Source organism: Dellaglioa sp. CoH-57-MRSF-18 (assembly GCF_056781995.1).
Genome location: NZ_JBXAXX010000002.1, coordinates 201,059 through 216,963, shown reverse-complemented (window position 1 = coordinate 216,963; position 15,905 = coordinate 201,059). Strand labels below are relative to the sequence as shown.

Annotated in this window: 16 protein-coding genes; 15 read left to right on the top strand and 1 reads right to left on the bottom strand. The window is 33.8% G+C overall.

Annotated features, from left to right (window positions below; translation table 11 throughout):
* Window positions 1-2 precede the first annotated feature (2 nt).
* Window positions 3-653, top strand: a complete 651-nt coding sequence (rpe, locus tag AC1RPG_RS02840; RefSeq protein ID WP_409022609.1) for a ribulose-phosphate 3-epimerase — start codon at window positions 3-5, stop codon at window positions 651-653.
* The gene (locus tag AC1RPG_RS02835) at window positions 650-1,303 is read left to right on the top strand and encodes a thiamine diphosphokinase (RefSeq protein ID WP_481761261.1); all 654 of its coding nucleotides are present in this window, start codon (window positions 650-652) and stop codon (window positions 1,301-1,303) included. The genes rpe and AC1RPG_RS02835 overlap by 4 nt, the downstream gene beginning before the upstream one ends.
* A 47-nt stretch (window positions 1,304-1,350) precedes the next feature.
* Here AC1RPG_RS02835 and rpmB read toward each other — a convergent pair whose 3' ends face one another.
* Complete coding sequence (gene rpmB / locus AC1RPG_RS02830; protein ID WP_057973454.1) at window positions 1,351-1,536, bottom strand: 50S ribosomal protein L28; 186 nt, start codon at window positions 1,534-1,536, stop codon at window positions 1,351-1,353.
* 239 nt (window positions 1,537-1,775) lie between these two features.
* On the opposite strand from rpmB, the gene AC1RPG_RS02825 reads away from it, so the two are divergent.
* The 13 genes from AC1RPG_RS02825 to rimM all read left to right on the top strand — a co-directional run bounded on the left by AC1RPG_RS02825 (window position 1,776) and on the right by rimM (window position 15,905).
* Window positions 1,776-2,138 carry an Asp23/Gls24 family envelope stress response protein gene (locus tag AC1RPG_RS02825; RefSeq protein ID WP_057973455.1) on the top strand — a complete coding sequence of 121 codons (363 nt, stop codon included), beginning with the start codon at window positions 1,776-1,778 and terminating at the stop codon, window positions 2,136-2,138.
* Between the two features lie 39 nt (window positions 2,139-2,177).
* Window positions 2,178-3,860 (top strand): DAK2 domain-containing protein, encoded by a 1,683-nt coding sequence (locus tag AC1RPG_RS02820; RefSeq protein WP_481761262.1) that lies wholly within the window; start codon window positions 2,178-2,180, stop codon window positions 3,858-3,860.
* A 72-nt stretch (window positions 3,861-3,932) separates the two neighbouring features.
* Window positions 3,933-5,969 (top strand): ATP-dependent DNA helicase RecG, encoded by a 2,037-nt coding sequence (recG, locus tag AC1RPG_RS02815; RefSeq protein ID WP_481761404.1) that lies wholly within the window; start codon window positions 3,933-3,935, stop codon window positions 5,967-5,969.
* A 21-nt stretch (window positions 5,970-5,990) separates the two neighbouring features.
* Entirely contained in the window at window positions 5,991-7,004 is a 1,014-nt protein-coding gene (plsX, locus tag AC1RPG_RS02810; protein WP_481761263.1) for a phosphate acyltransferase PlsX, read from the top strand.
* A 56-nt stretch (window positions 7,005-7,060) separates the two neighbouring features.
* The gene (acpP, locus tag AC1RPG_RS02805) at window positions 7,061-7,303 is read left to right on the top strand and encodes an acyl carrier protein (protein ID WP_409022605.1); all 243 of its coding nucleotides are present in this window, start codon (window positions 7,061-7,063) and stop codon (window positions 7,301-7,303) included.
* A 140-nt stretch (window positions 7,304-7,443) separates the two neighbouring features.
* The gene (rnc, locus tag AC1RPG_RS02800; RefSeq protein ID WP_481761264.1) at window positions 7,444-8,136 is read left to right on the top strand and encodes a ribonuclease III; all 693 of its coding nucleotides are present in this window, start codon (window positions 7,444-7,446) and stop codon (window positions 8,134-8,136) included.
* Window positions 8,137-8,160: 24 nt separating this feature from the next.
* On the top strand, window positions 8,161-11,697 hold the full coding sequence (gene smc, locus AC1RPG_RS02795) for a chromosome segregation protein SMC (RefSeq protein ID WP_481761265.1): 3,537 nt from the start codon (window positions 8,161-8,163) through the stop codon (window positions 11,695-11,697).
* A gap of 31 nt (window positions 11,698-11,728) precedes the next feature.
* Window positions 11,729-12,739, top strand: coding sequence for a signal recognition particle-docking protein FtsY (ftsY, locus tag AC1RPG_RS02790; protein ID WP_481761266.1), 1,011 nt, complete (start codon window positions 11,729-11,731; stop codon window positions 12,737-12,739).
* Between the two features lie 113 nt (window positions 12,740-12,852).
* Entirely contained in the window at window positions 12,853-13,194 is a 342-nt protein-coding gene (locus AC1RPG_RS02785; protein ID WP_409022601.1) for a putative DNA-binding protein, read from the top strand.
* Window positions 13,195-13,210: 16 nt separating this feature from the next.
* Window positions 13,211-14,647 (top strand): signal recognition particle protein, encoded by a 1,437-nt coding sequence (gene ffh / locus AC1RPG_RS02780; protein WP_481761267.1) that lies wholly within the window; start codon window positions 13,211-13,213, stop codon window positions 14,645-14,647.
* A 139-nt stretch (window positions 14,648-14,786) separates the two neighbouring features.
* Window positions 14,787-15,062: a 30S ribosomal protein S16 gene (gene rpsP, locus AC1RPG_RS02775; RefSeq protein WP_409022599.1), complete on the top strand. Its 276-nt coding sequence runs from the start codon at window positions 14,787-14,789 to the stop codon at window positions 15,060-15,062.
* Window positions 15,063-15,072: 10 nt separating this feature from the next.
* Window positions 15,073-15,318 carry a KH domain-containing protein gene (locus tag AC1RPG_RS02770; protein WP_409022598.1) on the top strand — a complete coding sequence of 82 codons (246 nt, stop codon included), beginning with the start codon at window positions 15,073-15,075 and terminating at the stop codon, window positions 15,316-15,318.
* A gap of 71 nt (window positions 15,319-15,389) precedes the next feature.
* A complete protein-coding gene (rimM, locus tag AC1RPG_RS02765; RefSeq protein ID WP_481761268.1) occupies window positions 15,390-15,905 on the top strand; it encodes a ribosome maturation factor RimM in 516 nt (171 codons plus the stop codon).

Here is a 15,905-nt window from a genome sequence, read left to right as displayed (position 1 = left end):
AAATGAAATTATCACCTTCTATTTTAAGCGCTAATTTTGCAAACTTGGAAAAGGATATTAAAGTTGTTGATCAAGCTGGTGCAGAATATTTACATATTGATATTATGGATGGCCATTTTGTGCCTAATTTAACTTTTGGTGCAAACGTCGTTGAAGCAATTAGACCATTAACAAAAATGGTTTTGGATTGTCATTTGATGGTAGAAAATCCAGAATCTTATATTGAAGAATTTGCTGCGGCAGGTGCTGATATTATTGGGGTTCATGTTGAATCAACTCCCCATATTTTTGGTGTTATTCAACATATTAAAAAATTAGGTGTGAAAGCTGAAGTGGTTATTAACCCAGGAACATCCCTAGAGACAATTAAACAAATTTTGCCACTTGTTGATCAAGTATTAGTGATGACTGTTAACCCTGGATTTGGGGGACAATCATTTATTCCAGAAATGAAACGTAAAATTGACCAATTAGACCGTATCAAACAAGTTCAAAATTATGATTTTGATATTGAAGTTGATGGTGGTGTTAATGATCAAACGATTAAGGAATGTCTTGATAGTGGTGCAACAGTCGCAGTAGCTGGTTCATACATCTACAATAGTGATAATCCAACTGAACAAATTAATAAGTTAAGAGAAGCAACCAAATGAAACTCAATATCTTAGTCGGTGGACCTAAGGAACAGTGGCCTAAGGAATTAGTGGATGGTAACGTTCGTGGACCGTGGATTGGTGTTGACAGAGGTGCATTGCGATTAATAAAACTAGGTATTACACCTGAGCTATCGATTGGTGATTTCGATTCAATGACTGAAAGTGAATTTAATTTAGTATCTAATCATAGTAAAAAAATTAAAATAGCTAATCCTGAAAAAGATGATACAGATACTGAATTTGCTTTGAGAGAAGCCATATCTGAATTTGAGTTTGATTCAGTGACGATTTATGGCGCTACAGGTGGTCGAATTGATCATTTATTGGCTAATTTGTTTTTTATTTTTAGAGAGCCATTTAATACAATGTTTGAAAAAATTTGTTTAGTTGATAAACAAAATTCAATTCGATTCTTTAAATCTGGTAAGTATCAGTTAATAAAAGAAGATGATAAAAAATATCTTGCATTTATTCCACTGTCACCAGTTAAAAAATTGAGTTTAATAGATGAGAAGTATACATTGAATCAAATTAATTTTGTGAACCCGATTTCATTAGCAAGTAATGAATTTATGGGGGATACAGGTGAGTTTAGTTTTGAATCTGGTATTATTATTGTGATTCAAAGTCGTGATGACGAAAAATAGAGCAAAAAAAAAGACTTAGCATAAATGCTGAGTCTTTTTAAATTGAATTAAACACGGGTAACTTTACCTGACTTTAAAGCGCGAGCAGATACATAAACTCTTTTAGGTTTACCATCAACTAAGATGCGAACTTTTTGTAAATTAGGTTTCCAGCTACGGTTTGTTTGGTTCAATGCATGAGAACGTTTCTTACCGAAAGTAGTCTTACGTCCTGTAATAAAATCTTTTGCCATATTCATATCCTCCTCTGCAATTCACTTAAAAAGCAAAGCTATGCTTACTTACCTAAACAAAAATATCATATTTAGCCATATAATGCAATACTTTTCTTTCAAGTAAATTTGCTTGACAGCTTGAAATTCCCGAAGGTAGGGGAATAGAATTTTCTTAGATGCTATTTTTCTTTTATTCTACCATATCCTATGATAAAATACTCTTATTGATTGTGTGAAAATATAAGGAGGCTATTCTTATGGCTGTTAAGATCAAAACGCAATTCGGTACGATTGATATTGATAATGAAGTTATTGCGACAGTTGTCGGCGGTGCCGCAACTGAAATTTTTGGGATTGTCGGAATGGCAAGTAAAAACCAAATTCGTGACAATGTGAATGAAATTTTAAGAAGAGATAATTATTCTAGAGGTGTTGTTGTTCGCCAGGAAGATAATGGTGTTGCTATTGATGTCTACATTATTGTTGGCTATGGCACAAAAATATCTGAAGTTTGTCGTAATGTTCAAGAAAAAGTGAAGTATAATTTAGAAACAATGCTAGGTGTATCTGCTAATTCAGTTAACGTGTTAGTACAAGGCGTTCGCGTACTAGGCGATTAGTAACTAGCTATTTTAGTAGTGACCAAGGAGGAAAAAGAAGTGACTGTTACGAAAATTACGGACCAAGAATTTAGAAAAATGGTCCAAATTAGCTCACAACGATTGGCTAAAAATGCCGAATTTATTAATTCATTGAATGTATTTCCAGTGCCAGATGGTGATACAGGTACAAATATGAACCTTTCGTTCGCAAGTGGGGCAAAGTATGTTCAAGATTCACCTTCTGAACATGTTGGTGAACTATCTTCGATTTTAGCTAAAGGTTTACTGATGGGTGCTCGAGGCAACTCAGGCGTTATTTTATCACAAATTTTTAGAGGCTTTTATAAACGGATCCAAGCTAAAGAGGTTTTAACTGCTACTGATTTGTCAGATGCTTTGACAGGTGGCGTAGAAGTCGCGTATAAAGCCGTTATGAAACCAACTGAAGGAACTATTTTAACAGTTGCAAGAGAAGCCGCTAAGGCTGCAAATAAAGCTGCCTCTGAGAGCGATGATGTTATCGTCGTTATGGAAGCAACTTATGTAGCTGCTAAAAAAGCATTAGCAACAACACCGGATTTATTACCTGTTTTAAAAGAGGTTGGTGTTGTTGATTCAGGTGGTCAAGGATTAACATTTGTTTATGAAGGTTTCTTTGATGCCTTAACTGGTAAGGAAACAATTAGTGAAGAATACAAACCAAATGAAAAAGAAATGGATGAAATGGTTAATGCCAGTCACCATCAGAGTGTTCAAAGTAAATTAAGTACTGAAGATATTAAATTTGGTTATTGTACAGAAATCATGCTTAAATTGGGTGCTGGTCGTTTAGTTGATCGTAAATTTGATTATGATGAATTTAGAAATCATTTAAGTGAAATTGGTGATTCTCTTCTTGTTGTGGCCGATGATGAAGTTGTTAAAGTTCACGTACATACAGAAAATCCTGGTGAAGTGATGACTTATGGTCAACATTATGGTTCATTAATCAAAGTTAAGGTTGATAATATGCGTCAACAACATGAGACAATTTTGGAAAATGATGAAGAAGAGACTGAAGAAACAAGTGAAACTGCAGTACCTAGCGAAATTGCAGTTATTTCAATTTCATCTGGTTCTGGTGTTGCGACACTTTTCAAAAGTTTAGGCGTTTCTTATATTTTAAGTGGTGGTCAAACAATGAATCCAAGTACGGAAGATATTGTTAAGGCAATTGAAGCAACTAAAGCTAAAAATGTGATTATTTTACCTAATAATAAAAATATTTTCTTAGCTGCTGAACAAGCTGTTGAAGTTTCAACAGTTCCAACAGTTGTTGTACCAAGTCGTACAATCGCTCAAGGAATGACAGCAATGCTTGGTTTTAATATTGATAGTACATTAGAAGAAAACAAAGATGCTATGATTGAAAACTTGGATACAGTAACTTCTGGTCAAGTAACAATTGCAGTTAGAGATACAACAATTGAAGGTATTGAGATTAAAAAAGATAATTATATGGGTATTATTGATGGTAGCATCAAAGTAACCGATAATGATCGTAAAAAAGTTGCAATTGAAATGACTAAAGAAATGTTGGATGAAGACAGCGAAATTATCACAATTATTGTGGGTGAAGACGGTTCTGAGGACGAAGCTAAAGAAATCGAAGAAGCCATTTATGAAATTGATGAAGATTTAGAAGTCGAAATTCACGAAGGAGACCAACCGGTCTATCCATACCTAATTTCAGTTGAATAAATAGTAAAAAGTAAAGGTGGGATGAGACTATGTTCTCTCCTGCTTTTTATATTCCGTAGAAAGTGAGGTATCATAATGTCATCATTGAATGATTCAGTTAGTGTTTTAACTGGTGTTGGGCCTAAAAAATTGACTGCACTTAATCAATTAGGAATTAATACAATCATAGATTTATTAACATTTTATCCGTATCGTTATGACGATTTAAAAGCAAAAAAATTATCTGAAATTACTGATCAAGAAAAAGTAACTCTAAAAGGAATTGTCTCTTCTGAACCAGTTTTAATTCGGTTTGGTCAGAAAAGAAATCTGTTAAACGTTAGATTACTAATTGATAGTGATAATATAACCGTTAGTTTTTTTAATCAGCCTTTTTTGCAAAAACAATTTGAGATTGGTAAAGAAGTAGCTGTGTATGGTAAATGGGATGATAAAAGAAAAAGTTTATCTGGGATGAAGTTATTGACGAAGCAAAATGATGATAGGTTATCAGCGATATATCGTTCTTCCAAAGATATTCATCAATCGGCAATTCGACAGTTAATTACACAAGCATTTGAGCAATATGCGAATCAAATTGATTCAATATTACCAAATGACCTGATTAAAAAGTATCGTTTAATTGATTGTAAGACGATGTTACATGATATTCACTTTCCACAGGATGAAAAAGATTTTCATGATGCCAAACGGACGGCTATTTTTGAAGAGTTCTTTTTATTTCAATTGAAATTACAGTATATTAAAAGAAATGATACTAAAAATGATGGTATTAAAATTAACTATCAAAATAATGAATTGAAAAAATTCATTCAGACGTTACCATTTGAATTAACGGCAGCTCAAAAAAGAGTCGTTAATGAAATTTGTTCAGACATGAAACAACCAATCCATATGAATCGATTACTTCAAGGTGATGTTGGATCAGGTAAAACAATTGTTGCAGCAATTGTGATGTACGCGGCTATTACGGCGGGCTATCAAGCCGTTTTAATGGCGCCAACAGAAATATTAGCTGAACAACATGCCAATAACATGGCTACCTTATTCGCAGATTTCCCAGTTAATGTTGCACTTTTAACTGGGTCAATGAAAGTTAAAGCTAGACGTGAACTATTAGCACATCTTGAATCAGGTGAGGTTAATTTAATTATTGGAACACATGCGATTATTCAACCTGATGTGTCATTCAGTCGCGTTGGATTAGTTATTACTGATGAGCAACACCGATTTGGTGTGAATCAACGTCGCATTTTAAGAGAGAAGGGGGCTGAACCGGACGTTTTAGCAATGACGGCCACGCCAATCCCTAGGACGCTAGCAATCACTGCTTATGGCGAAATGGATGTTTCTACGATTAATGAACTACCTGCAGGACGCCAACCTATTTCGACATCTTGGTTAAAGAGTTCTCAAGTAGGTAAAGGAATCGATCTCATTAAAGAACAGTTGATTCAAGGCTCACAAGCTTATATTATTACACCACTAATTGATGAATCTGAAACACTAGATTTAAAAAATGCATTAGCTTTATACGAAAATATGAAAGAAATATTTGAGCCAAAATATAAAGTTGGATTACTGCATGGCAAAATGAAGAATGATGAAAAGGATCAGATTATGGCCGATTTTAAGGCCAATAAATATCAAATATTGGTTTCAACAACGGTTATCGAAGTCGGCGTTGATGTACCTAATGCTACTGTGATGATGATTCATAATGCTGAACGGTTTGGGTTAGCGCAATTACATCAATTACGAGGTCGGGTTGGCCGTGGTAAGAAAGCATCTTATTGTATTTTAATTGCTGATCCTAAAAATGATTTTGGAAGACAGCGCATGCAAATTATGACAGAGACAACAGACGGTTTCGTCATTTCGCAAAAAGATTTAGAGTTGCGAGGTGCTGGCGATGTATTAGGCCGTAAGCAATCTGGAATACCTGATTTTAAAATCGGTGATCCCATAGGTGATATCAATGCATTACAAGTGGCCCAACAAGAAGCGCACGAAATAGTTTTTAGAGATGACTTTGAAAGTAATCCTGAATTTAAACCACTAAACGATTATTTAAAAAACCATCAAAATACAGATTTAAAATTCGATTAAATAAGTTAGGAGAATATAATTATGAAGTTAGCAGTTGATGCAATGGGCGGCGATTTTGCACCGCAATCAATCGTCGAGGGCGTTGAACGTGCTAGAGACGAAGATAGCACCATTCAATTTACGTTGTACGGAGATGAAAAAAGAATTCGTGAATTCTTAAAAGATGATAAAAATATCACAATTGTTCACACGGATGAGGAAATTGATGGGAATGATGAACCAGTTAAGGCAATTCGTTCAAAGAAAAAAGCATCAATGGTCTTAGCAGCTCAATCTGTTAAAGATGGTGAGAATGATGCCGTATTTTCATGCGGTAATACAGGGGCACTACTTGCTGCTGGTTTGTTTATAATTGGCCGTATTAAGGGTATTCCACGACCTGGTTTATTAGCAACATTGCCAGTTATTTCTAGTGATAATACTGTAAATTTATTAGATGCTGGAGCCAATGCGGATAGTAAACCTGAACACTTGCATCAATATGCTGTCTTAGGTAACTATTACGCTAAAAATGTTCGCCATATTAGTAATCCTAAAATTGGTTTATTAAATAATGGGACAGAACCACATAAAGGCAACAAAGTGACGCAAGAAGCGTACCAATTATTACAAAACGATACCGAATTAAATTTTGTGGGTAATATTGAATCTAATGATTTGCTTTCTGGTAAAGCTGATATTGTTGTTTCTGACGGATTTACAGGTAATGCTGTTTTAAAATCCGTTGAAGGGACAGCTTTAGGAATGTTTTCATTACTCAGAAGTGCCATTATGAGTGGTGGCTTGCGTGCTAAAATTGGTGCACTTTTACTGAAACCAAGTTTAAAACAATTGAAGAATAAAATGGATTCACCTAAGTATGGCGGTGCGGTTTTACTAGGTATTAAAGCACCAGTTGTAAAATCACATGGATCAAGTAAGGCTGAAGTTGTTTATTACACAATTAACCAAATCAATGATATGGTTAATACAGATGTAGTACCTAATATTGTTAACTATTTTGAAAAGGAAACTAGTGAAAATAAAATTAACTAGACATTTCTCTGAAAAATGGTTAAAATTACGTCATGATTCAAAAGGAGGCTATTGGAATGACAGAAGAAGAAATTTTTGGAAAAATTGTTAAAATTATAGACGAACATTTTGATTTGCCAGTAGAAAAAATTACGAATGACTTAGATTTTAAAAAGGATTTAGATGCAGATTCAATTGATGTTGTTGAGTTCGTTTTAGAACTTGAAGATACATTTGGTGCAGAAATTTCTGATGAAGATGCAGAAAGTTTAACAACTGTCGGAGACGTTGTCACTTTTATTAAAGCTAACCAAAAATAATAATTCAACACGTATATTAAATCGTTCATTAAAAGCGTTAGACAATGATATTTGTCAGCGCTTTTTTTGTATGGAGTACCTTTTAGTGATTAAAACAGGTATAATTGTAAGAGCAATAATGATAATAACGGAGGATAATAATGATTAAAGGTTTAAATGAAATGTTAGCAGAAGATTTTAATATTAAATTTGTGAATACGGATTTATTAGATGAAGCATTCACACAGGCATCATATGTAAATGAACATCCCAAAGAAAATTTAAAATTTTATGAACGAATTGAATTTTTAGGAGACGCTGTTTTACAATTAACAGTTTCAGAATATTTATATCAGCGGTATACAATGCTGCCACAAGGGAAATTAACGCGTCTAAGAGCTGCAATGGTATGTGAAGAGAGTTTCAGCGCATTTGCTAAAGAATGCCGATTTGATGAATTTATTCGTTTAGGTAAAGGTGAAGAAAAATCAAATGCACGTCAAAGACCTGCGTTATTATGTGATATTTTTGAATCTTTTGTAGGAGCGCTTTATCAAGATCAAGGTAAATTAGCTGTTGAAACATTTATCAGGAAAGTTATTTTTCCAAAATTAGACTTAGGCTGGTTTGACCATGTTATGGATTATAAAACGTCGCTACAAGAGTTTTTACAAAAAGATGGTGATGTTGTCATTACCTATGATGTTGTTGATGACCTTGGTCCAGAGCATGACAGACAATATGTTATGTCTGTCAGTGCTGATGGCAAAATCATTGGACAAGGGGCAGGACATTCTAAAAAAGTTGCAGAACAACAAGCAGCAAGTAATGCATTAGGATTACTCAGAAAGTAAAAATGTTCAGGGGGTTAGTGACGGATGAAATTAGAGTCTTTAGTCATTAATGGTTTTAAATCATTTGCAGACAAAACAACAATTGAATTTAAAGACGGGATGACTGGTATTGTCGGTCCTAACGGTAGCGGTAAAAGTAATATTATTGAAGCAATTCGCTGGGTACTTGGTGAACAATCAGCCAAAAATTTACGTGGAAATAAAATGCCTGACGTTATATTTGCTGGTTCAGGGAACAGATCAGCAGTTAATCGTGCTGAAGTTAGTATTATTTTTGATAATTCTGATTTTTATATTCAAGATAATCCTGAAAAAATAACCGTTACAAGACGATTATTTAGAGATGGTGTCAGCGAGTTTTTAATTAATCAAAAGCAGTGTCGTCTTAAAGATATAACCAATCTATTCATGGATACTGGTCTTGGAAAAGAGTCATTTTCAATCATTTCTCAGGGTAGAGTTGCTGAAATTTTTAATAGTAAGCCCGAAGACAGACGTTCGATTATTGAAGAAGTTGCTGGTGTTTTAAAATATAAACAAGAAAAAAATATTGCCACTCGCCAATTAGAAGAAACAAAAGGTCATCTTAACCGGGTTTCTGATATTATTTTTGAACTTAAAGGACAAGTTGAACCTTTACGTGAGCAAAGTAGTTTGGCAAAGGATTATTTATCTCAAAAAAAGCAATTTGATGAGTTAGAACTTAGTCGGTTGGTTAAAGAAATTAAAAGGCAATCGCAACTAAAAAGGGATGTCACACATTCGTTAGATAAGTTACTTGAAATGGATAGTGATTATAAGACTAAGGTCACTGTAAAAGAACATGAAATTGCAGGTTATCGCTCAGAACTAGAGAATATTGAAAAAATGATTGATCATACACAAAACAAACTATTAGATTTAACAATTAATAAAGAACGGTTGATGGGTCAAAGTAATATATCAACTCAAAAAAAAGATTTTGAAAAGCAAAAAATAACAGAATTAAAAAAAGAACAAGAATCGGTGAATGAACAAATTATTTTGAAACAAGAGTCATTAGCTAATTTAGATAAGCGGTCATTAGCTTTACAGAAAAATATTACTGATGAGAACATGTTTATTGAAGCGATTGATAAAACGTTAGAAACAGCGGATATTTCTGGACAAGATCGTTCAAAAGAATTAAGGCGCGTTGTTAATGATACTATTCAACAACGTACACGATTACAAAGTGAGAATGAGTTTTTACAAAAAACATTAAATTTTGATTCACAGGCTAAGGTTAATGATGACTTATTAGCTACTGAACAAGAGTATTTAACACAAGCAAAAAACGATTTTAAAACTAAAAAAACTGAATTTAATTTGATTGATAATAAATTAATTAATGAAGAAAAAGAATTAGCTAAATTAAAGATTGCCTTGAAAAAAAATAACGATTCTTACGAGGCACAGCAACGTAGATGGTTTGAAGCATCAAACGTTTTAGTACAGGCGAAAAATAAAAAGGATAATCTACTTTTGACGCAAAATAGTTATAACGGCTATTATCAAGGCGTTAAAGCAATTTTAAAAGAAAAAAATAAGTTTCCTGGTTTATATGGTTCAGTGGCAGAATTAATTACGGTCCCAAAGGAAATTAATCAAGCAATAGAGACAGCATTGGGTGCGCAATTACAACAGGTAGTTGTGCAAGAAGAGTCTGTTGCAAAGAATGCAATTAAATTTTTAACGGATAATAAATTTGGTCGGGCAACATTTTTGCCTATTTCAGCTATTAAGGGACGTTCTATCGGTGATGCACAACGTTTCGTCTTAAAGTATGAAGGAGTCATCGGTATTGCGTCAGAGTTAATTAAAGTTGAACCTCAATTTATTGAAATTAGTCAGTATTTGCTAGGGACAACAATTATCGTTGAAGATATGGATACGGCAATTAAAGTTAGTCGTGATTTGAATCATCGAGTTAAAGTTGTCACACGGACTGGAGAAGTAATAAATGCAGGTGGTGCAATAACTGGTGGTAAACAGCAACATACCAGTGGATTGTTAAATCAGAAGCAAACTATTCTACAATTAGATGAAAGTATCCAAAAAATGCAACAAGAATTAGAGGCTCGTGAAGTTCGTGGCAATGAAGCTAGAGTGACTGTTGAAAAGCAAAAAGAAATGATCGAGTCGCTTGAATTGATTGTTGTTGATTTAAAAAGTCAATATCAAACAACACAATCTAAATTAACAACTAGTCGGTTAATTTTAGAACAGCAAGAACTTAAAACGACTGAAAAATATGATGAATTTGAAAAAAATCAAACTGATAAAATTAATAACCAAATAAAATTTAAAGACAATGAACAAAAAATTATTGAATTAGCACGACAAATACAAGTAGCAAATAATGATATTTCTGATATTGACTTACAATTAAAAAATAGTAATCAATTTGAACAGCAGCAACAAGTTAAGAAACAAAACCATCGTGAAAGTTTATTAGTATTCCAAGAACAATTAAAACAGCAACACGCTAATGTTATGCTGCTGAATAACGATATTCAGGAATTAGTTGATAAAGCTACATTGATAAATCAACAACATCAAGACTTACTCAGAAATACCGAAAATAGTCAGGTGAAAGAAAAAGATATCCAAAAAGAATTACAAGAATTTCAAAGGCAAGCAGAAGAAGCCGATTTAAAGTTAGCTGATTTTAAAAAGAACAGAACTAATATTAATCAAACTTTAACTGAAGAAAATAGCCATTTATCTCGTTTATCTGAGTTGCAGAGAAATATTATTGCAGATAAAATCAAAGCTGAAAATCAACAACAACAACTTAATGAGTCGCTTGATGAGTTTCTAGCTAAGCTAGCTAGTGATTTTCAACAGACTTTTGAAGAGGCTGAAAAATTAGAAAGTCAGCAACCTCTTGAACAAATTTTGGCGCAACAAAAATTATTGAGAAAAGGGCTAAAAGAAATTGGTGAGGTTAATGTGGCCTCGATTGATGAATTTGAAAGAGTTAATGAACGTTACTCATTCTTATTAGACCAACAAAATGATTTATTAGAAGCCGATGAACAATTAAAGAAAACTATGATGGATATGGATACTGAAGTTGAAAAAAGATTTAAAGCTAGTTTTATTGATATCTCTAAGAAATTTGAGGAGATATTCCCTGTTATGTTTGGTGGTGGTAAAGCTAGATTAGAATTAACTGATCCAGAAAATCTTTTAACAACTGGAATTGATATTCTAGCGCAGCCGCCTGGTAAAAAAGTTCAAAGTTTGAGTTTACTTTCTGGCGGAGAACAAGCTTTGACCGCAATTACGCTACTATTTGCTATTTTAAGAGTAAAACCAGTTCCTTTTTGTATCTTGGATGAAGCAGAAGCTGCGCTTGACGATGCAAATGTAGCTCGATTTGCTAGTTATCTAAAATCATTTCATCAAGAAACGCAATTTATTGTGATAACGCATCGAAATGGAACAATGGTTGAAGCTAATATTTTGTATGGTGTTACAATGCAAGAGTCTGGTATCTCTAAAATGGTTTCGGTATCATTAGACAAAACGGTTTGATATACTAATAAAAGATTAGGAGGCGCTACAGATGGGAATATTTAGTAGAATTAAGCAAGCTTTTACAGGTGAAGAACCAGAATCATCTGAACAAGAAAAATATGATAAAGGCCTTGAAAAATCAAGAAAAACCTTTGGACAACGCTTAAACTCACTGTTTGCTAATTTTAGAACAGTCGATGAAGATTTTTTTGAAGAGTTAGAAGAAACTTTAATTGAAGCTGATGTTGGATTTGAAACGGCTATGAAAATTAGCCGTGAGTTACAAGAAGAAGTTAAATTAAGAAATGTAAGCAATCCAGATGCTGTTTCTGCAGCAATTATTGAAAAATTGGTAGATTTGTATGAATCAGAGGGTAAAGACGAAGATAATTCTATTGCGCAAGCTGAATCAGGTCCAACTGTTATTTTATTTGTTGGTGTTAATGGCGTTGGTAAAACAACAACTATTGGGAAACTAGCACACCGTTATCATGAAGAAGGCAAAAAAGTACTCTTAGCTGCTGGAGATACATTTAGAGCGGGTGCAATAGAACAACTTGCTGAATGGAGCCGTCGTGTTGATGTCGATATCGTTCGTGGACCAGAAAAAAGTGATCCAGCCTCTGTTATTTTTGACGCGGTAAAACGTGCCAAAGAAGAAGATTACGATATTTTACTAGTTGATACAGCTGGTCGTTTGCAGAATAAAGTTAACTTGATGAATGAATTAGATAAAATTAAACGAATCATTTCTCGAGAAATTCCAGATGCACCTCATGAAGTTTTACTTGTTTTGGATGCAACAATGGGTCAAAATGCTTTAATCCAAGCTAAACAATTTAAAGAAACAACTGATGTGAGTGGTATTGTATTAACTAAGCTAGATGGAACTGCTCGTGGTGGTATCGTGTTAGCCATTCGTAATGAAATGCATTTACCAGTAAAACTTGCTGGATTAGGTGAGCAAATGGATGACTTACGTGATTTTAATGCAGAAGATTTCATTTATGGTTTGTTTAAAGGACTTATTCAAGAACAACCTGAATCAACAGAAGAATAATCTTAGAAGTCAGATTAAACTAATCGGACTTCTTTTTGCTATTGACGTTTAGGGCTAAAATCGGTACCCTTCTAAGTAGGACTGAATGAAACAAAAACGAAGGAGTTTTTTTAGTGGCGATTGATAAAACAAATCGAGTAAATGCATTGTTTGAATTTTATGAGTCATTATTAACTAAAAAACAGGCTGAATATATGGCCATGTACTATGGTGATGATTTTTCACTTGGTGAGATTGCGGACAATTTTGATGTTAGTCGGCAAGCCGTTTATGATAATATCAAACGAACAGAAAAAATTTTAGAAGATTATGAAGATAAGTTGAATTTGTATCATAATTTTATTCAACGTAATGAAAAATTAGACCAAATTAAGCAATACACAGATAGTACTTATAAAGAGGATCAAAAATTAACCGATCTAATTAATCAATTAGAAGAATTAGACGAAGAGTAAGGGTAGGTAGTTAAAAATGGCATTTGAAGGATTAACAGAAAGATTACAAAATGCGATGACGAAACTCCGTCGCAAAGGTAAAATATCTGAAACTGATTTAAAAGAGGTTATGCGTGAAATTCGCTTAGCCTTACTTGAAGCCGATGTTAACTTTACAGTGGTTAAAGAGTTCGTTAAGGTTGTTCGTGAACGTGCAATTGGTGCGGAAGTACTTGAGAGTTTAACGTCATCACAACAAATCGTCAAAATTGTAAATGAAGAATTAACTAAAGTCATGGGTGAAACAGCTGTTCCATTGAACAAGTCATCTAAAATACCAACAATTATTATGATGGTTGGTTTACAAGGGGCTGGTAAAACAACCACAGCTGGTAAACTTGCTTTAACATTAAAAAAAGAAGAAAATGCGAGACCTTTAATGATAGCAGCCGATATTTATCGTCCAGCTGCTATCGACCAATTACAAGTTTTAGGTCGAGATTTGGAAATACCTGTTTTTGAATTGGGTACAAAAGTAAACCCTGTTGAAATTGTTCGACAAGGTTTAGCACAAGCTGCAGAAAATAAAAATGATTACATTATTATTGATACAGCTGGTCGTTTACAAATTGATGAAACGCTAATGGACGAATTAGCTCAAATTAAGGCCTTAGCGAACCCAAATGAAATTCTTTTGACTGTTGATTCAATGACTGGACAAAGTGCGGTAGATGTTGCTAAAGGCTTTAATGAACAATTAGATGTTACTGGTGTCGTCTTAACTAAATTAGATGGTGACACTCGTGGTGGTGCTGCGTTATCAATTCGTTCAGTGACGGGTAAACCAATTAAATTTATCGGACAAGGTGAAAAATTAACTGATTTGGACGTATTCTATCCAGATCGTATGGCATCAAGAATTTTAGGCATGGGTGATATGCTCACGCTGATTGAAAAAGCACAACAAGATTTTGATGAAAATGAATCAGCTAAAATGGCTGAAAAATTTCAAGAAAATACATTTGATTTTAATGATTTTTTAAGTCAAATGGATCAATTACAAAAAATGGGTCCTATGGAAGATATTATGAAGATGATTCCAGGGATGGCTAATAATCCAGCTATGAAGAATGTTAAAATGGATCCCAAGGATATTGACCATATGCGTGCGACAGTATACTCAATGACACCTAAAGAACGCGAAAATCCAGACATCTTGAACCCCAGTCGTCGACGACGTATTGCTGCTGGTGCAGGTCGTCCAATTGTTGAAGTTAACCGAATGATTAAGCAATTTGGCGAAATGAAGAAAATGATGAAGAAAATGAATAGCGGTAATTTTGAAGGTATGGAAGGGATGCTTGGCAAGGGCGTAACAGGTCGCTTAGCTAAGATGTCTATGAATTCTATGGTTCGTAAGAACAAGAAAAACAAGAAAAAACGTATGAAGAAAAATAAAAACTCTAGAAAATAATCATTAAATAACCAATACTGGTATGGCTTAAGGGACATTTTGATAATTTATTTTAACTGTCAAGAAAAAAACCTTTACAAGCTGATAAATAACTGGTATATTAATTATTGTTGAAGTAGATATCAGGAGGTGTATATTAATGTCAGTAAAAATTCGTTTAAAACGTATGGGTTCTAAAAAGAGACCGTTCTACCGTGTCGTTGTAGCTGATTCACGTTCACCACGTGATGGCCGTTTCATCGAAAACGTTGGTACTTACAACCCATTAACAGAACCACAAACAGTAACACTTGAAGAAGAAAGTATTTTAAACTGGTTGAACAATGGTGCACAACCATCAGATACTGTACGTAACATTCTTTCAAATGCAGGCATCATGAAGAAATTCCATGAAGCTAAATTCTCTAAAAAATAAGGACGATTAAATGACTGAAGCAGAAGTGACAAGTTTAATTTTAACAATTGTCAAACCGCTTGTTGAAAATCCTGATGATGTCCAAATAGGACAGAAACAAGATGATCATTATGTCTATTTTGAATTATCTGTGAATTCAGATGATATTGGCCGTATTATTGGGAAGCACGGACAAGTTGCGCAAGCTATTAGAACAATAATCTATGGTGTGCGTTTAACAAGTTCGAAACGAGTGCGTCTAAACATATTAGATTAAAATAGTAACTCTTGAATGAAGCAGCAATGTTTTGTTTGGGAGTTTTTATTTTACAATAAAAAGGAGTAAATATGGATTATTATCAAGTAGGAACAATCGTCAATACTCATGGAATCAAAGGAGAAGTTAGAGTTATGGCTACAACTGACTTCGTTTCTGAGCGTTTTAAAAAGGGAACCGTCTTGTATCTGTTTGATAAGAGCGGAAAACAAGTTATTTCGTTAACGGTTATGACCTATAGACATCATAAAAATTTTGAACTCGTGACGTTTGAAGGATTACAAGATATTAACCTGGTTGAGAAGTATAAAGGATTAGATCTTAAAGTCGCTGATAAAGGTCTTCGGGAATTAGAAGAAGGTAATTACTATTACCATCAAATTATCGGCTTAGATGTCCAAAATGAAAATGAAGAAAAAATTGGCTCTATTTATGAAATTTTAAGCCCAGGAGCTAATGACGTTTGGGTTGTTAAGCGTCAGGGACAGGGTGATTTATTGTTACCAGTTATTAAAGATGTTATAAAAACTGTCGATATTGATAACAATATTGTAACGGTTGAACTTTTAGAAGGATTGGACGACTAA

Excerpts from the sequence above, each read along its gene's own strand:
- rpsP (WP_409022599.1), top strand. The coding sequence starts at position 14,787 with ATGTCAGTAAAAATTCGTTTAAAACGTATGGGTTCTAAAAAGAGACCG.
- ffh (WP_481761267.1), top strand. The coding sequence starts at position 13,211 with ATGGCATTTGAAGGATTAACAGAAAGATTACAAAATGCGATGACGAAA.
- rpmB (WP_057973454.1), bottom strand. The coding sequence starts at position 1,536 with ATGGCAAAAGATTTTATTACAGGACGTAAGACTACTTTCGGTAAGAAA.
- ftsY (WP_481761266.1), top strand. The coding sequence starts at position 11,729 with ATGGGAATATTTAGTAGAATTAAGCAAGCTTTTACAGGTGAAGAACCA.
- rimM (WP_481761268.1), top strand. The coding sequence starts at position 15,390 with ATGGATTATTATCAAGTAGGAACAATCGTCAATACTCATGGAATCAAA.
- AC1RPG_RS02825 (WP_057973455.1), top strand. The coding sequence starts at position 1,776 with ATGGCTGTTAAGATCAAAACGCAATTCGGTACGATTGATATTGATAAT.
- rnc (WP_481761264.1), top strand. The coding sequence starts at position 7,444 with ATGATTAAAGGTTTAAATGAAATGTTAGCAGAAGATTTTAATATTAAA.
- AC1RPG_RS02835 (WP_481761261.1), top strand. The coding sequence starts at position 650 with ATGAAACTCAATATCTTAGTCGGTGGACCTAAGGAACAGTGGCCTAAG.
- rpe (WP_409022609.1), top strand. The coding sequence starts at position 3 with ATGAAATTATCACCTTCTATTTTAAGCGCTAATTTTGCAAACTTGGAA.
- smc (WP_481761265.1), top strand. The coding sequence starts at position 8,161 with ATGAAATTAGAGTCTTTAGTCATTAATGGTTTTAAATCATTTGCAGAC.
- AC1RPG_RS02770 (WP_409022598.1), top strand. The coding sequence starts at position 15,073 with ATGACTGAAGCAGAAGTGACAAGTTTAATTTTAACAATTGTCAAACCG.
- acpP (WP_409022605.1), top strand. The coding sequence starts at position 7,061 with ATGACAGAAGAAGAAATTTTTGGAAAAATTGTTAAAATTATAGACGAA.
- plsX (WP_481761263.1), top strand. The coding sequence starts at position 5,991 with ATGAAGTTAGCAGTTGATGCAATGGGCGGCGATTTTGCACCGCAATCA.